General features: G+C 76.6%; 14 protein-coding genes. 11 read left to right on the top strand and 3 right to left on the bottom strand.

Features of this window, described 5'->3' with window-relative positions; genetic code table 11:
* The first annotated feature begins 94 nt into the window (after positions 1-94).
* Genes ACI8AX_RS19715 through ACI8AX_RS19705 form a run of 3 tightly spaced genes read left to right on the top strand, consistent with a single transcriptional unit; the run spans position 95 to position 1937 of the window.
* A complete protein-coding gene (locus ACI8AX_RS19715; protein ID WP_456551555.1) occupies positions 95-895 on the top strand; it encodes a DeoR/GlpR family DNA-binding transcription regulator in 801 nt (266 codons plus the stop codon).
* Entirely contained in the window at positions 892-1263 is a 372-nt protein-coding gene (locus ACI8AX_RS19710; protein WP_456551554.1) for a DUF4406 domain-containing protein, read from the top strand. Before ACI8AX_RS19715 ends, ACI8AX_RS19710 begins: the two co-directional genes overlap by 4 nt.
* Entirely contained in the window at positions 1260-1937 is a 678-nt protein-coding gene (locus tag ACI8AX_RS19705) for an NUDIX domain-containing protein (protein ID WP_456551553.1), read from the top strand. Before ACI8AX_RS19710 ends, ACI8AX_RS19705 begins: the two co-directional genes overlap by 4 nt.
* Here the strand turns inward: ACI8AX_RS19705 and ACI8AX_RS19700 are convergent.
* Entirely contained in the window at positions 1934-5209 is a 3276-nt protein-coding gene (locus tag ACI8AX_RS19700; protein WP_456551552.1) for a fibronectin type III domain-containing protein, read from the bottom strand. The two genes, ACI8AX_RS19705 and ACI8AX_RS19700, sit on opposite strands and share 4 nt — an antisense overlap.
* Before the next feature lie 133 nt (positions 5210-5342).
* Positions 5343-7454: an acetoacetate--CoA ligase gene (locus ACI8AX_RS19695; RefSeq protein WP_456551551.1), complete on the bottom strand. Its 2112-nt coding sequence runs from the start codon at positions 7452-7454 to the stop codon at positions 5343-5345.
* Positions 7455-7694: 240 nt separating this feature from the next.
* Here ACI8AX_RS19695 and ACI8AX_RS19690 point away from each other — a divergent pair, with 240 nt between their 5' ends.
* The 7 genes from ACI8AX_RS19690 to ACI8AX_RS19660 all read left to right on the top strand — a co-directional run bounded on the left by ACI8AX_RS19690 (position 7695) and on the right by ACI8AX_RS19660 (position 14325).
* Positions 7695-8555 (top strand): hypothetical protein, encoded by an 861-nt coding sequence (locus ACI8AX_RS19690; protein WP_456551550.1) that lies wholly within the window; start codon positions 7695-7697, stop codon positions 8553-8555.
* 90 nt (positions 8556-8645) lie between these two features.
* The gene (locus ACI8AX_RS19685) at positions 8646-9743 is read left to right on the top strand and encodes a hypothetical protein (protein ID WP_456551549.1); all 1098 of its coding nucleotides are present in this window, start codon (positions 8646-8648) and stop codon (positions 9741-9743) included.
* A 90-nt stretch (positions 9744-9833) separates the two neighbouring features.
* Positions 9834-10556 carry a mycothiol-dependent nitroreductase Rv2466c family protein gene (locus ACI8AX_RS19680; RefSeq protein WP_456551548.1) on the top strand — a complete coding sequence of 241 codons (723 nt, stop codon included), beginning with the start codon at positions 9834-9836 and terminating at the stop codon, positions 10554-10556.
* A gap of 4 nt (positions 10557-10560) precedes the next feature.
* Complete coding sequence (locus tag ACI8AX_RS19675; protein WP_456551547.1) at positions 10561-10965, top strand: DUF2237 family protein; 405 nt, start codon at positions 10561-10563, stop codon at positions 10963-10965.
* 359 nt (positions 10966-11324) lie between these two features.
* A complete protein-coding gene (locus ACI8AX_RS19670; RefSeq protein WP_456551546.1) occupies positions 11325-12395 on the top strand; it encodes a FecCD family ABC transporter permease in 1071 nt (356 codons plus the stop codon).
* Entirely contained in the window at positions 12392-13486 is a 1095-nt protein-coding gene (locus tag ACI8AX_RS19665) for a FecCD family ABC transporter permease (RefSeq protein ID WP_456551545.1), read from the top strand. Before ACI8AX_RS19670 ends, ACI8AX_RS19665 begins: the two co-directional genes overlap by 4 nt.
* The gene (locus ACI8AX_RS19660) at positions 13483-14325 is read left to right on the top strand and encodes an ABC transporter ATP-binding protein (protein ID WP_456551544.1); all 843 of its coding nucleotides are present in this window, start codon (positions 13483-13485) and stop codon (positions 14323-14325) included. The genes ACI8AX_RS19665 and ACI8AX_RS19660 overlap by 4 nt, the downstream gene beginning before the upstream one ends.
* 20 nt (positions 14326-14345) lie before the next feature.
* Here ACI8AX_RS19660 and ACI8AX_RS19655 read toward each other — a convergent pair whose 3' ends face one another.
* Positions 14346-15290 (bottom strand): siderophore-interacting protein, encoded by a 945-nt coding sequence (locus ACI8AX_RS19655; RefSeq protein ID WP_456551543.1) that lies wholly within the window; start codon positions 15288-15290, stop codon positions 14346-14348.
* A gap of 111 nt (positions 15291-15401) precedes the next feature.
* Between ACI8AX_RS19655 and ACI8AX_RS19650 the strand changes: the two genes are divergently transcribed.
* Positions 15402-16406 (top strand): ABC transporter substrate-binding protein, encoded by a 1005-nt coding sequence (locus ACI8AX_RS19650; RefSeq protein WP_456551542.1) that lies wholly within the window; start codon positions 15402-15404, stop codon positions 16404-16406.
* Positions 16407-16448: the final 42 nt, after the last annotated feature.

Raw genomic sequence — 16448 nt, 5'->3', positions numbered from 1 at the left:
CCCCCCGCTCGGCGCCGTCACCCGCGTTCGTGATCGACGCCACGCACCTCACACGTACTTCACAGATCTCACAGGATAGTGGTAGGAAGACGGCGTGGCACTCCCCGACCGGCTCGACGTGACGCTGCGGCTCGTCCGCAACGGCGGCCGCGTCTCGCTCGCCGACCTCGCCGCCCGGCTGGGCGTCTCCGAGATGACCGTGCGCCGCGACCTCGACGCGCTGCAGGCGCGCGGGCTGGTGGAGCGGGTGCGCGGCGGTGCCGTGGCCGTGGCCGAGCCGGAGAGCGAGGCCGGCTTCGCCGCCCGTGCCGGCTGGCAGGCGGGGGTGAAGGACCGGCTGGGCCGGGCGGTGGCCGACCTGGCCGAGCCCGGCTCGACGGTCCTGCTCGACGCGGGGACGACGACCGTGCACGTGGCCCGCCACCTCGCCGACCGCGCCGCCGGCGGCGACTGCCCGCTGACCGTGGCCGCTCTGAGCCTCCCGGTGGCCGCGGCGCTGGCCGACCGGCCGGGGATCCGCCTGCTCGTGGTGGGCGGGGAGTCCCGGCCGGGCGAGCAGAGCCTGTCCGGGCCGCTCACGGCCACGGTGCTGCGGCAGCTCACCTTCGACCTGTTCGTGATGTCGATCGGGGCGGTCAGCGCCGAGGCCGGCTGGTCGGAGTTCACCCTCGAGGACGCCGCGGTCAAGCAGGCCGCCCTCGCCTCGGCCCGCTCGGCGCTGGTGGTGGCCGACGCCTCGAAGCTCGGCGTGCGCGCCTTCGCCGCCGTGGCCCCCCTCGCCGCGGTCGGCCGTTTGATCACCGACCCCAGCGCCCGGGACCCCCAGCTCTCCCCCGCGGCCCAGGACACCCTGGCCGCCCTCGAGTCCGCCGACGTGGAGGTCGTGTGCGCGTGAACGAGCCGTTGATGATCCTGGTCGCCGGGCCCTACCGCGGCGGCACCGGCGACGACCCGGCGCTGATCGCGGCCAACCACCGCGCGATCCAGGAGGCCTGCCTCGCGCTGTTCCGCGCCGGGCACCTCGCCGTGAACGGGGAGGACCTGGCGCTCCCGCTGGCGGCCCTGGCCGGGTCGACCCGGGTCGGTGACGCCGCGTTCGACGAGGTGTTCCACCCGATGGGCCGCCGGCTGGTCGCGCGCTGCGACGCGGTGCTGCGGCTGCCGGGCGCCTCCGCCGGGTCCGACGAGATGGTCGCGCTGGCCGAGGCCCGCGGGGCCGCCGTCTACCGCAGCCTGGCCGAGGTACCGGCGGTGGCGCGGTGACCGCGGTGACGGCCGGCGTCCCCGGCGTCGACGTCCCCGACCACCGGGGGCGGACCGGGCTGCACCTGGCCGGTCGCGACCTGACCGGGAACCCCGACGTCGTCGTCCGCGACGTCGAGTTGCTGGCCGCCGCCTGGCACGTGCTGCGGCGGACGACGTTCGACCAGCGCCGCCGCGACGGCCGCTGGACCACCGAGCAGCGGGAGACCTACGACCGCGGGAACGGCGCGGCCCTGCTGCCGTACGACACCGCGCGGCGGACCGTGCTGCTCACCCGGCAGTTCCGCTACCCGGCCTACGTCAACGGCCACCCCGACGGGATGCTCGTCGAGGCCGCGGCCGGGCTGCTCGACGACCAGGACCCCGAGTCGGCGATCCGGCGGGAGGCCGAGGAGGAGCTCGGCGTCGTCGTCGGCGAGGTGACCCGCGTGTTCGACGTCTTCACGAGCCCCGGCTCGGTCACCGAGCGGCTGCACTGCTTCGCCGCGCCGTACACCCCGGCCGACCGGGTCTCCGCCGGCGGCGGGGTCGCCGAGGAGGGCGAGGACATCGAGGTGCTGGAGCTCGACGTCGACGAGGCGCTGGCCATGGTCGACGACGGCCGGATCGCCGACGCGAAGACGGTCGTGCTGCTGCAGTGGTCGGTGCTGCGCGGTCCGTTCGCCTCCCGCTAGCGGAACCGGACGGGTGTGGACGCCGACCAGGAGGCCGTCCCGCCCTGGAACCGCTGGGTGCAGGCCCCGGCCGGCGTGCAGACGGCCTCCCCGGCCGGGTAGCCGTACCGGCCCCGCTCGTAGCTCTGGGCGCCCCAGGCCGCGAGCACCTGCGTGCCGACCGACCAGGCCCCGCCGGCGGGCGACCAGTAGATCGACCCGCCCTGGTAGCGCTGGAAGCAGCCGCCGTCGCGCAGACCGCACCGCTCCTCGGCGACCGGGTAACCCAGCGCGCCTCGCTCCCACCCGGTGGCCGACCAGCGGGTGCGGAGTGCCCCCCGGACGACGAAGGCACCGGCGCTGCCGGAGTAGACGGAGCCGCCCTGGAAGTGCTGGTAACAGCCCCCGCCGGCCAGGCCGCAGACGGTGTCGGACACCGGGTACCCCAGCGCCCCGGTCTCCCAGCGCTGCGCACCCCACCGCGTCATCACCGGACCGGCCATCACCACGCGTGCCCCGGTCGCCGGTGACCAGTAGACCGACCCGTGGGCGAACTTCTGGAAGCACCCCCCGTTCCGCAGACCGCACCGCTCCTCGGTGATCGGGTGCCCCAGCGCCCCGCCCTCGCGACCGCCGGCGGTCCAGCGGGTGCGGATCGCCCCCAGGACGACGTAGCCACCGGCAGCACTGGCGGACACCGAGCCACCCTGGAAGTCCTGACGGCAGCCGCCGCCGGCCAGGCCGCAGACGGTGTCGGACACCGGGTACCCCAGCGCCCCGGTCTCCCAGCGCTGCGCACCCCACCGCGTCATCACCGGACCGGCCATCACCACGCGTGCCCCGGTCGCCGGTGACCAGTAGACCGACCCGTGGGCGAACTTCTGGAAGCACCCGCCGTTCCGCAGACCGCACCGCTCGGCGCTGGTCGGCGGGCCCAGCGGTCCGGTGTCCCCGCCGGCCTGCTGGTACGCGACCGTGATCGGCGACGGCGCGCGTGGTGTCACCGCGGCGCTGGGGGCACTCGCCGGGCTGGTGCCCATCGAGTTCCGGGCCACGACCCGGAAGGAGTACGCCGTCCCGTTGGTCAGGCCGGTCACCGTGGCCGTGGTGCCCACGACGACGGTGGTGATCCCGCCCGGCGATGCCGTGACGGTGTACTCGAACACCGGGCTGCCGTTGTCGGCGCCAGGCGTCCACGACACGGTCGCCCGGCGGTCCCCGGCCGTCGCGGTCACGGAGGTGGGAGCGGCCGGAGCGGCGACGGGCACCGTGGGCACGGTGTCGAGGCCCGGTCCGGCGGGGCCGGTCCCGAGCGCGTTGGTCGCCCGGACGGTGATGGTGTAGGTCGTGCCGTTGCTGAGGCCGGTCACGGTCGCCGTCAGGGCGCCGCTGGTCGTGGCGGTGGCGACCGGCGCACCTCCGGCGGACGCGGTGACCGTGTAGCCGGTCACCGGGCTGCCGTTGCCCGACGCGGCCACCCAGGTGACGACGACGCTGCGGTCCCCCGGCCGGACGGTGAGCCCGGTGGGAGCGGCGGGCGGCCCGGCGGGGACCACGGCGTTGCTCGCCGCACTGGCCCCGCTGGTGCCGACCGCGTTGGTCGCGGTGACGCGGAAGGTGTACGACGTCCCGTTGGTGAGGCCGGTGACCGCTGCGGTGGTCGTGGTGCCGGTGACTGTCGCCGTCGGTCCGCCCGGCGTGGCCGTCACCCGGTAGCCGGCGACCGGGGTGCCGTTGGCCGTGGCCGCCGTCCAGGAGACGGTGGCCGAGCCGTCCCCGCGGACGGCGGTGACGCCGGTGGGCGCGGTCGGCACACCGGCGGGCGTCACGGCCGCGCTCGCGGCGCTCGCCGGGCCGGTGCCGACGGCGTTGGTCGCGGTGACGGTGAAGGTGTACGCGGTGCCGTTGGCCAGGCCGGTCACGGTGGCCGAGGTGCCGCCGGTCGTCGTTGCGGTCGCGCCGCCCGGGGACGCCGTCACCAGGTAGCCGGTGACCGGGCTGCCGCCGTCGGGCGCGGCGGCCCAGGAGACGGTCGCCTGCCGGTCGCCGCGGGTGGCCGTGACGCCGGTCGGGGCGCCCGGCGCGGAGACGACCGGCCCCTCCGCCCCGGTGATCAGCTCGTAGGCGTCGATCAGCCCGTGGCCGGTGTTGTCGTCGAAGCCCGGCGTCTCGATGTCGATCGCCGTCGTCCGGACGAGGTCGCGGATCTGCGCCTGGGTGTGGGTCGGGAAGGCGTCGCGGTGCCGGGCGAGCACCGCCGCCACGTGCGGCGCCGCCATCGAGGTGCCGCTCCGGGAGACGTACTCGTACAGCGGGTCCGTCGACACGACCGACCAGCCGCCGGCCGAGATCCAGTTCGTCGGACCGGAGTAGGAGAAGTAGGTGGACTGCCGGAGGTCGTCGGTGGCCGCGACGGCGATGGCGCCCGGCGAGGCCGCCGGGTAGTTGACCGTGTTGCCCTCGGCCCGGTTGTTGCCCGCAGCCGCCACGACGACCACGTCCCGGTCCGTCGCGTACTTCACCGCGGTGTTGTACTGCGAGTTGTAGGGCCCGGACAGGCTCATGTTGATCACGTCGGCGCCGTGGTCGACGGCCCAGATGATCCCGCTGGCGATCGTGGCCGAGGTGCCGCTCCCGCTGGTGCCGAGGACGCGGACCGGCATGATCTCCGCGTTGCTCGCGCCGGTGATGCCGAGCCCGTTGTCGCTCACCGCGGAGATCTGGCCGGCGACGTGGGTGCCGTGGCCGTGGGGGTCGATGCAGCCGTTCGTGCCGGGGTAGGACCCGGCGTCCGGGGCGAAGTCGGCCCCGAGGTCGCACCGGACCCGGCCGGCGAGGTCCTCGTGCGTGGCGAGCACGCCGGTGTCGAGCACGGCCACGAGCTGACCGGAGCCGTCCGCGGCGCCGGCGGGCAGCTCGGGGAGCCTGAGGTCGTCCAGCGCCCACTGGGCGTAGCGGTAGGGGTCCTCGGCGGCGATGGAGGCCGGCGTGTCCACCGACACGTCGACGACGCCGGGCTGCCGCTCCAGCTCCTCGGTCACCTCGGCGACCTCGGACGGGGCGGCCTCGCGCGTGATGACCTCGGCCTCGCCGTCGACGACGACGATCGCGGAGACGGTGGTCGGCGCCTCGTCCGTCGACCCGGGGGGAGCCGGGTCGGTCGCCGGCGGCAGCTCGGTCACCCCGACCGGAGGCAGGGGCTCGGCCACCGCGGGCGGTGCCGCGAGGACCGCCGTCCCCAGGATCGTCGCCAGGGCTCCACCGAGCAGGGCCGTCCGCCTCGTCGTCCACACGCGTGACACATCGGACGGATGGGGCAGGTGGGACAGCGGAGTTCCCCAATAGTGAGGAACCGGCTCCGCAGGTCACGGCCGGGTCACGGCCGCAGGGCCCCGGCGAGTGCCCCGGCGACGGCCCAGCGAGGGCTCAACGACGGCCCGGCGAGGGCCCAGCGAGGGCCGAGCGAGGGCCCAGCGAGGGCCCAGCGAGGGCCCAGCGAGGGCCCAGCGAGGGCCCAGCGAGGGCCCAGCGAGGGCTCAGCGGACGCCGCGCTCGCGGGCCGGCGACGTAGTGGTCGACCAGGGCCGGGTCGTCGACGGCGCCGCTGTTGACCGCCTTCTGCGGGTCGACGCCCTGGAACAGCCGCTTGAGCGGCACCTCCAGCCGCTTGCCGGTCCGCGTGTGCGGCACGCCGGGCACCACCAGCACCTCGTCGGGCACGTGCCGCGGGCTGGCCTGCTCGCGGATGGCGCCGCGGATGCGGGCGACGAGGTCGTCGGTGAGCTCCGCGCCGGGGACGAGCTGCACGAACAGCGGCATCCAGTAGCCGCCGTCGCGCTGCTCGACCCCGAGGACGACGCAGTCGGCGACCTCGGGGACCGACTCGACGGCGGCGTAGATGTCGGCGGTCCCCATGCGCACGCCGCCGCGGTTGAGCGTGGAGTCCGAGCGGCCGGTGATCACGCAGGTGCCGCGCTCGGTGACCTCCAGCCAGTCGCCGTGCCGCCAGACGCCGGGCCAGGGCTCGAAGTACGCCTCGCGGTAGCGGGTGCCGTCGGGGTCGGCCCAGAAGTGCAGCGGCATCGAGGGCATCGGCTCGGTGACGACCAGCTCGCCCAGCTCGCCGACGACCGGCCGGCCGTCCTCGTCCCACGCCGCGGCGGCGACCGCCAGCATCGGCCGCTGGAGCTCCCCGGCGGTCACCGGCAGGAGCAGGGAACTGCCGATGAAGCCGGTGGCGACGTCCGTCCCGCCGGACAGGGACCCGAGGAAGACGTCCCGGCCGACCCTGTCGTACACCCAGCGGAACGCCGACGCGGGCAGCGGCGAGCCGGTGGAGCCGATGGCCCGCACGCGGGACAGGTCGTGCGTCTCACCGGGGCGCAGGCCGGCCTTCTCGCAGGCGGTCAGGTAGCCGGCGCTGGTGCCCAGGTAGGTGACGCCGGTGCGCTCGGCGAGCGCGAACTGCGCGTCGACCGACGGGTACGCCGGGGCACCGTCGTGGACCACCACCGTCGCGCCCACCAGCAGCGCCGAGGTGGCGATGTTCCACATGATCCAGGCGGTGGAGGCGTACCAGTAGAAGCGGTCCCCCGGGCGGACGTCGCCGTGCAGGGCCAGCTGCTTGTGCTGCTCGAGGACGACGCCCCCGTGGCCGTGCACGATCCCCTTGGGCAGCCCGGTGGTGCCCGAGGAGTAGACGATCCACAACGGTGCGTCGAACGGCAGCGGCTCGAACACCGGCTCCTGCTCGCCGGCCATGGCGTCGGCCCAGGACAGCACCTCTCCGGGGCTCCCGCCGGGGAGCTCGTCCGGGAACAGCCGGGGGACGGCGATCGTCGTCCGCACGCTCGGCAGCGCGGCGCGGAGCTCGGCGACGACCTCGCGCCGGTCGTGCGGGCGGCCGTTGAAGCGGTAGCCGTCCACGGCCACCAGGACCGTCGGCTCGATCTGCGCGAACCGGTCGAGCACGCTCCGGGTGCCGAAGTCCGGCGCGCACGAGGACCAGACCGCGCCGATCGAGGCCGCGCCGAGGAAGGCGACGACCGCCTCCGGCACGTTGGGCAGGTAGCCGGCCACCCGGTCGCCGCGGCGCACCCCGAGGCGGCGCAGCGTGGCGGCGAAGGCACCGACCTGCCGGCGCAGCGACGCCCACGAGATCTCGGCCGGTTCGGCTTCCCCGGCCAGCACCGCCTCGGTCACCGCGACCAGCGCCGGGGAGGCCCCGGTCCCGTGCCGCAGCGCCTGCTCGGCGTAGTTGACCGTGGTCCCGGGTAACCACTCGGCGCCGGGCATCTCCCGCCGGGTGAGCACGCGGTCGTCCGGGACGCCGGGGAGGACACCGCTCCAGTCGGCGACCTCGGCCCAGAACGCGTCCAGGTGGTCGACCGACCAGCGCCACAGCCGGTCGTAGTCGACCGGGTCGCCGAGGTCGATCCCGCGCCGCTGCTGCACCCGCGCCGCGAAGTCGGCGATGCGCGTGGCGCGGACGGACTCGGGCGTCGGCCGCCACAGGACGTCGGGCTGGTGCTCGGTCACGGCGGCCTCCTCGCTCCCGGTGCGCGCTCGACCGGTCCCCCGGGGCGCGCACTCTCCGGATCCGCACCCTGCCATCCCGTCCCGGACGTTTCACGTGGCACACCCGCTCGCTCCGCGGTGACGCACCGTGAGCGGGCCCGTGCGTGCTCCAGCCCATCGGGGGACGCCGTCCGGCTCGCCAGGGCAGTCCCTCCTGCATCACTCTCTGTGGTGAGGCGGTGACCGGAGGAGGCGTCGGCCATGGCGACGGGACACGGTGCGGGCGGGCGTCGAGCCCTGCTGCGCCGGCTCGCCGTGCGCGGCCTCGCGGTGGCCGGTCTCGGCGCCGGGCTGTGGGTCGCCGGTCAGCTGGCGGCCACACCCTCCGCCTCGGCGCAGGAACGGCCGGTGGGCGACCTGCTCACCGGGGTCTCGGCCGTGGTCGGCGGGGTGACCGGACCGGTGCTCGACGCCCTCCCACCGGTCGCGGAGGCCACCCCGCCCCCGCTGCGGCCGGTGGTGGACGACGTCCTGGCCCCCGTCGTGCGGTCGGTGACCGAGCCGGTGACCGACCTGCTCGGCGGCACGCCCCTCGCGCCCGTCGTCCCGCCCGTGGTGGAGCTGGTCGAGGGCGCGCCGTTCCCTGGTGCCCCGATCGGCCCCGTGCCCGCTCCGCCGGTCGGTCTGCCGGTGCCGGGCGCACCCGCTCAGCCCGCGGAGCCGGCGCCCGCCGTGGCCGTCGAGGCCACCGCCGGCGCCGGGCCGTCGCCGGCCGCGCCCTCGCCGGTTGCGCCGCCGCCGGCCGCGCCGTCCGTCACGGGGACGCCGTCGGCGCCGGTCACGGCGGCCCTGCCGGACGAGCCGCGCCCGGCCGCCGTCGTCGCACCCGCCCCGGTGCCGGCGCCCGCGCCGTCCGCGTCGCTGCCGCCCGCCGTCGCGACCCCGGCGACGCCGGGTGCCGGCGCGGGCGCCGGGACCGGCTCCGGTGGCGCCGACCAGCCCTCCGCGGCGCTCCCCGTCCCCGCGTCGTCCCCCGGAGACGGCGGCCGGCTCCTCGCCGGCCCGTCGGGCTCGCGCCTGCCCGCCTCGCCCGGGGCGGACGCCGCGACCTCTCCCGACTGAGTGGGGCGCCGCCGGCCCACGCGCCGGCGCAGCGCCACACCCCGCCGTCCCGCCGGGACCGGGGACCCACTCGTCAGGAGAGGTACTCGCATGAACACCTGGATCCGTCGCGGCCTGGAGGCCGCGCTGCTCACCGGCGGCCTGTGGGCCGTCGGCACGGGGGTCGCGTCCGCGGACGACGGCCTGGACGTCTCGGTGCCGGTCACGGTGACCGACAACGCGCTGGCCGTGCTCGGGGACGTCCCCGGTCCCGGCCTGCCGCTGCCCGCTGTCGAGGCCGACCTGGGCGTCGACCTCGGGGCGGTGTCCGTGTCGGTGCCCGTGACCGTCGGCGGCAACGGCGTCGGGCTGCTGGGCGGCACCGCCACGCAGGAGCCCGCGTCCCCGCCGGCGGCGACGCCGGCGGACGTGACCGTCCCCGTCAGCGTCGTGGGCAACGCCGTGGGCGTGCTCGGCGACGCCGCCGCGTCGGGCACCGCGCCGACCCCGCCCGGCAGCGACGGCGGCCTGCTCGGCGTCTCCGTGCCGGTGACCGTGTGCGGGAACGGCATCGGCCTGCTGGGCGACGCCACCGGCGGCTGCACGCCCGCCGCCGGCGGTCCGGGCACGGGCGGTCCCGGCACCGGCGGTCCGGTCGTCGACGTCGACCTCCCGGTGACCGTGTGCGGGAACGGCATCGGCCTGCTCGGCGACGCCGCCGGCGGCTGCACGCCCGCCCCGGGCACGCCCGGGGGGCCCGGCGGTCCCGGGACGGACGGCCCCGGCATCGACGTCGACCTGCCGATCACCGTCTGCGGAACCGGGATCGGACTGCTCGGCGGCGGCTCCGGCGACTGCACCCCCGGCGGTCCGACGACCCCGACCGACCCGGAGGGCCCGGGGGGTCCCGACCAGCCCGGCACGCCCGGCCAGTCCGGCACGCCCGGCCACCCGGGCGCGCCCGCGCACCCCGGCACGCCCGGTCACCCCGGGACCAGCGGTGGCCCGGCGGCCCCCGTCGCTGCCGCCTGGTCGGGCGGCCTGCTCACCGGCGCCGCGCTGACGGCCGGCGGGGCCGGCGCGGGCGGGCTCGCCTACACCGGCGTCGACGTCGCCTCGTGGCTGCTCGTCGCGGTGCTGTGCCTGGTCGCCGGGCTGGGCACCGTGGCCGGGCTGCGCCGGCGCCCGGAGGGCGCCGAGGTCGGCTGACCGGATCGGGACCGGCGGGCGGGCTCGAGTGCCCGGCCGCCGGTCCCGGTACGTCCGGCGGACAGGCGCGACCGGCGCTACCTTCCAGCCGTGGCGGACGCCGACCTGCGCTTCTACTTCGACCCCGTCTGCCCCTTCGCCTGGATGACCAGCGAGTGGGTCCGGATCGTCGCCGCGCGCCGCCGCTACCTCGTGGAGTGGCGGTTCATCTCGCTGCGCCTGCTCAACGCGCACGTCGACTACGCCGCCCAGTTCCCACCCGACTACGAGGCCGGGCACACCGACGGCCTGCGCCTGCTCCGGGTGGCGGCGCGCGTGCGGGACGAGCACGGGCCCGAGGCGGTCGACCGGCTCTACCGCGCGCTGGGCGAGCGGATCTTCCACGCACCGGAGGCCGAACGGCCCGCGGCGGGCAGCGGGGGGACGCCGGAGTTCGTCGGCCCCGTGCTCGCCGAGCTCGGCCTGCCCGCCGGCCTGGCCACGGCGCTGGACGACGAGGGCTGGGACGCCGTGCTGCAGGACGAGACCGAGGAGGCGCTGCGGTTGACCGGCCGGGACGTCGGGACGCCGATCCTGCACTTCCGCCCGCCGGAGGGGACGGCGTTCTTCGGTCCGGTGATCAGCCGCCTGCCGGCCGAGGAGGACGCCGTCGAGCTGTGGGACCACGTCGTCGCGCTGGCCGCCTTCCCGGGGTTCGCCGAGCTGAAGCGGAGCCTGCGCGAACGCCCGCAGCTGCCCTCGTTCGGTGTCCGCCCGGAGGAGGTCGGGCGCGAGGAGGACTGGCACGGCGGCAGCCGGCGGCAGCGGAGGTGACCGGGTGACGAGCGGACCGGGCGACGAGCGCAACGTGCTGGGCGGACCGCTCGAGCCGTGCGGCACCCAGCCGATGACCGGCTTCTACCGGGACGGCTGCTGCAGCAGCGGCCCCGACGACCTCGGCCGGCACACCGTGTGCGCGGTCGTCTCGGCGGAGTTCCTCGACCTGCAGCGGGAGCTCGGCAACGACCTGCGCACCCCGCGGCCGGAGTTCGGCTTCCCCGGTCTGGTCCCCGGTGACCGCTGGTGCGTGGTGGCGGTCCGCTGGCTGCAGGCCTACCAGGCCGGAGCCGCGGCCGGCGTCGTGCTGGCCGCGACCAACGCCCGCGCGCTGGAGGTGGTGCCGCTCGAGGCGCTCCGCCAGCACGCCGTCGACGTCCCCGACGACATCAGCGGCCTCGGCTGAGCCGGACGCCCGGGGCTGCGCCCACCGCAGGGGCGCGCGCCGGTGGCCGCCCGCAGCCTGTCCACCGTTGCCGGCGACCCCTTGACGACCGGTGCCGTCAAGCTGGTCGGCGGTGTTCGTGGTCGTGTGGCGGTTCGTGAGCCCGCGCTCCTGGGCGGAGCGGCCGACGGTTGCCGCGGCCGCCCCGGAGGCCTGGTGCGGCTGACGGTCCGCGTGCGGCCCGGCGCCGGTCGCACGGTGGTCGGCCCGGGTCGACGACGGACTCCGGGGGTGCCGGGACCGGCGTGCCGCCAGTAAGGTGAGGCTTGCCTGATCAACAGCCGTGCCCGTCCTCCTCCGCCGTCCGCCCGGGAGCCGCCGTGAGCGCCGTGACCGACGCCCCGGCCCCCGCGGCCGCGGCCGTCGCCGACCAGCGGCGCGGGTTGCTGCGGGGCACCGGTGGCCGCGCGGCCACGATCCTCGTGCTGCTCGTCCTGCTCGTGGTCGCCGCGGCGCTGAGCATCGCCGTCGGCTCCCGCCCCATCCCCCTCGGCTCGGTGTGGGAGGCGCTGACCACCCCCGGGCTGGGCACCGAGGAGGCGGTGGTCGTCCGCGAGCTGCGGGTGCCGCGCACGCTGCTCGGGGTCCTCGTCGGGCTGGCCCTCGGCGCGGCCGGCGCGCTCACCCAGGGCCACACCCGCAACCCGCTGGGCGACCCGGGGCTGCTCGGCGTCACCGCCGGCGCGTCGTTCGCCGTGGTGCTCTCCATCTGGCTGCTCGACGTCGGCACCCCCTCGGGATACGTCTGGTTCGCCTTCGGCGGGGCCCTGGCCGGCAGCGTCGTCGTCTTCGTGCTCGGCTCGGCCGGGCGCGGCGGGGCCACCCCGGTGACCCTGGCGCTCGCCGGCGCCGCGGTCACCGCGCTCCTGTACGCGCTGGTCCAGGCGATCCTCGTCAGCGACCAGGAGACCCTCGACGGCTACCGGTTCTGGGTGGTCGGTTCCCTGGCCGGCCGGGACGCCGACGTCGCCGGCCAGGTCGCCCCCTTCATCGTGGTCGGGCTGCTCCTCGCGCTGGCCAACGCCCCGGCCCTCGACCTGCTGGGTCTCGGCGAGGACGTCGCCCGTGGCCTCGGCCAGCGGATCTGGCTGGCCCGCCTCGTCGGCCTGGCCGGCGTGACGCTGCTGTGCGGGGCCGCCACCGCCGCCTGCGGGCCGATCGCCTTCGTCGGCCTGGTCGTGCCGCACGTCGTGCGGGCGATCACCGGCCCCCGGCACCGCTGGCTGGTCCCCGGCTCGGCGCTGCTCGGCGCCGTCCTGCTGCTGTCGGCCGACGTGCTCGGCCGGGTCCTGGCCCGCCCCGGGGAGGTGCAGGTCGGCATCGTGCTGGCCTTCGTCGGCGCGCCGTTCTTCATCGCCCTCATCCGCCGCCGCCGGCTGGCCGGACCGTGACGGCCACGCAGGAGCGCCCGGCCGCCGTCCCGGCCCGCCGCGGGACGACGGTCGTCCGCATCGGTCCCGCCTCGGCGCGGATCCGCTGGCGGCAGCTGGTCGTCCCCCTGGTGGCGGCGGCGGCGCTGGTCCTGGTGTCGGCCGTCAGCCTCGGCCGCGGCGACTTCCCGGTCCCCGTGACCGAGGTGCTCCGCACGCTCGTGGGCCTCGGCGAGGGCAGCTCGGAGTTCATCGTCCTCGAGCTGCGCGCCCCCCGGATCGCCGTCGGCCTGCTCGTCGGCCTCGCGCTGGGCATGTCCGGCGCGCTCTTCCAGACCTTCGCCCGCAACCCGCTCGCCTCCCCCGACGTCCTGGGCATCACGCAGGGCGCGTCCGTCGGCGCGGTGGCCGCCATCGTGCTCAGCGGCTCGACGACGACTGGTGAGCTGCTCGGCGGCCTCGGCATCCCGCTGTCGGCGCTGCTGGGGGCGCTGGTCGCCGGCCTGCTCCTCTTCGTGCTCGCCTGGCGCGCCGGCATCGAGGGCTTCCGGCTGGTCCTGGTCGGCATCGCCCTGTGGTCGCTGAGCAGCGCGATCGTCGAGTACCTGCTCACCCGCGCCGAGATCTACGACGCCTCGGCCGCCTACGTGTGGATCACCGGGTCGCTCAACGCCCGCACCTGGGACCACGCCGTCCCCCTGGCGCTGTCGCTGCTCGTGCTGGTGCCGGTCGCCCTGGCCGCGTCCCGCGCCCTCGGCGTCCTGCAGTTCAGCGACGACACGGTGCGCGGGCTCGGCGTCCGGCTGGCCGCCACCCAGGCCGTCGTGGTGCTCATCGCCGTCGCGCTCACCGCCACCGCCGTCGCCGCGGCAGGGCCGATCGCGTTCGTGGCGCTCGTCGTCCCGCAGATCGCCGTCCGGCTGACCGGCGGCTCCCGGCCACCGCTGCTGGCCTCCGGCCTGCTGGGCGCGCTGCTCGTCGCGACCGCCGACCTGCTGACCCGCACGGTGCTCCCCGCCGCGCTGCCGGTCGGCATCCTCACCGCGGTGGTCGGCGCCCCCTACCTCATCCACCTCCTCCTCCTCCGTGGAAGGCGGCGATCGACGCTGTGACCGCACACCTGACCGCGGGCGAGACCACCCGCGCCGCCGCCACCCCGGACGGACCGGTCCGCCTCGCCGCGGAGTCGGTGCGCCTGGCCTACGACGAGCGCGTCGTCGTCCACGACGTCGACCTGGCCCTCACCGACGGCTCGTTCACCGCGATCGTCGGGCCCAACGGCTGCGGCAAGTCCACGCTGCTCAAGGCCCTGGGCCGGCTGCTGCGCCCGACCGCGGGGCAGGTGGTCCTCGACGGGCGGTCGATCGCGAAGACGCCCACCCGCGACGTCGCCAGGGTGCTGGGCCTGCTGCCGCAGACGCCGATCGCCCCCGACGGGCTGACCGTGGCCGACCTGGTCGCCCGCGGCCGGCACCCGCACCAGAGCTGGCTGCGCCAGTGGTCCCGGGACGACGAGGACGCCGTCGCCGAGGCCCTGTCCTGGACCGACATGACCGAGCTCGCCGACCGGCCGGTGGAGGCGCTGTCGGGCGGTCAGCGGCAGCGCGCGTGGATCTCGATGGCGCTGGCGCAGGGCACCGACCTGCTCCTGCTCGACGAGCCCACCACGTACCTCGACCTGGCCCACCAGATCGACGTCCTGGAGCTCGTCGCCCGGCTGCACGCCGAGCGGGGCCGCACGGTCGTCGTCGTCCTGCACGACCTGAACCTGGCCGCGCGCTACGCCGAGCGGCTGGTGGCGATGCGCGACGGCGTCCTCGTCGCCTCCGGCACGCCCGGCGAGGTGCTCACCGAGCAGCTGATGGCCGAGGTCTTCGAGCTCGACGCCCGGGTCGTCCCCGACCCGGTGGCCGGGACTCCCATGGTGGTGCCGGTCCGCCGCCTGCGCTGAGGCGAGCCCGCGCGGGGGCCTCAGCCGGCGACGCCGACCCGCCAGTAGCCCATGAACGCCACCTCGTTGCGCGGCACGCCCAGGTCCGTGACCAGGTGCCGGCGCAGCTGCTTCACGACTCCGGCCTCCCCGGCCAGCCAGGCGTAGCAGCCGGCGGTCGGGTCGACGTCGGGGACCTCCCACAGCGGCTCGGCGTCCACGTCGACGTCCTCGACGTCCTGGTGCGCCTCGGGCCGGGCGACGCCGAGCTCGCGCAGCGCGGCCTGCACCGCGGGCACCAGCAGCTCACCTCGGGCGCGGCCGGCGCGCGGCAGCCAGCGCACGTCCACGCCCTCGGGGACGTCCAGCGCCTGCTCGTCGCCGGCCTCGGGCACCTCGAGCAGCGCGACGACCCGGCGGCCGGGGGCCAGCCCCTCGAGGATCGCGCCCACCGCCGGGACGGCCGTCTCGTCGGCGGCGAGGAGGAGGGTGTGCGCGGTGGCCGGCGGGGCCCACTCCACGCCCCACATCCGGCCCGTGCCGGGGCGGTCGGGGCCCAGCAGCACCAGCCGGTCGCCGGGGACGGCGGCGGCGGCCCAGCTCGCGGCCGGTCCGGCGTGCCCCTCCCCCACCCCGTGCAGGACGACGTCGACGTCCAGCTCGGCGCGCTCGGGCCGGGCCGCACGGATCGTGTAGGTGCGCAGGTGGGGGCGGACGTCGTCGGCCAGCGCGCAGTAGGCCGTGTACCAGTCCGGCCCGGGGACGAGGAGCTCCATGACGTCGATGCCGGGCCGCTGCGGGATCACGAACTTGATCCGCTGGTCGTCGCCGGCGACGCCGAACGAGGCCAGGTCCGGAGCGCCGAGGGTCAGCCGCACCGTGCTCGGGCCCAGGCGGCGGGTCGCGGTCACGACCGTGTCGTAGAAGCGCCAGCCGGGCGCCTCCACCGGCGCGACCTCGCTGGTGGCGGCCTCGGTGGTGGTCACGAGCGGTCCCCGATCCTCGGTGCCGACCCCGGTCCGGACGGCCTGTTAGGTGAGGCTAACCTGCTGCGCGCCACCGAGGGAACCCTCGACCCCGGACGACGAGGAGAGACCGTGCCCCGAACGACCCGCCGCGCCACCGCCGCGGCCCTGACCCTGCTCGCGCTGACCGCGACCGCCGCCTGCGGCGGGGAGGACGACGACGCCGCAGGCGCGTCCGGCGACGGCGGCTGGTCCTTCACCGACGACGTCGGCACCACGGTGGAGCTCGACGCGACCCCCACCCGCATCGCCGGGCTGACCGACCTGACCGCGTCGCTGTGGAACTACGGCATCGCGCCGGTGGCCACCTTCGGGCAGACGTCCCCCCAGGACGACGTCGCCTTCGACGGCCGCGACCTCGACGACGTCGCGGTCGTCGGCTCGAGCTACGGCGAGATCGACGTCGAGGCGCTGGCCGCGGCCGACCCCGACGTCATCGTGACGACCGTCTACCCGGAGGACTCCTCGGGCGAGATCCCCGAGGACGCCCTCGCCTACGGCTTCACCGACGCCGCGCAGCAGGAGCAGGTGGCCGCGATCGCCCCGATCATCCAGATCGCCTACACCGGGTCCGGGGCGGACGTGATCGAGCGCCTCGTCGAGCTGGCCGGGGCACTCGGCGTGGACACCGCGGGCGGCGAGGTCGCCGAGGCGCGCGCCGACTACGAGGCGGCGTCGGAGGCCCTCAGCGAGGCGGCCGCCGGCGGGATCACCGTGCTGCCGGTCTACGCCACCGCCAGCGAGGGCTGGTACATGGGCAAGGCCCCCGACGACCCGCAGCTGCGGCTCTACCAGGACCTGGGCGTGGAGTTCGTCGACCCGGGCGGCGAGGACTACTTCTGGCACGCCGTGGGCTGGGAGAGCGTGCCCGACTACCCCAGCGACGTGATCCTCTACTCGCTGCGCGGCAGCATGACGCCGGAGGAGATCGCGCAGCAGCCCACCGCCGCGCTGCTGCCCGCCGTCCAGGCCGGGCAGGTGTACCCGTGGAAGTACATCGGCCCGGACTACGTGGCCCAGGCCGCGTACATGGAGGAGCTCGCCGGCTGGCTGACCGAGGCGCAGAAGGTCACCTGAGGCCGCGGGTGGAGTGCGGGGGGCGAGGACCCCTCGCCCCCC

This window comes from Blastococcus sp. SYSU D00813 (assembly GCF_054050735.1).
Note: the sequence above shows the minus strand (reverse complement) of the source record. Positions and strands in the feature narration are given on the sequence as shown.

Bases quoted from the DNA above. Each gene is read 5' to 3' on its own strand.
- ACI8AX_RS19690 (WP_456551550.1), top strand. From the start codon at position 7,695: ATGGCGACGGGACACGGTGCGGGCGGGCGTCGAGCCCTGCTGCGCCGG.
- ACI8AX_RS19685 (WP_456551549.1), top strand. From the start codon at position 8,646: ATGAACACCTGGATCCGTCGCGGCCTGGAGGCCGCGCTGCTCACCGGC.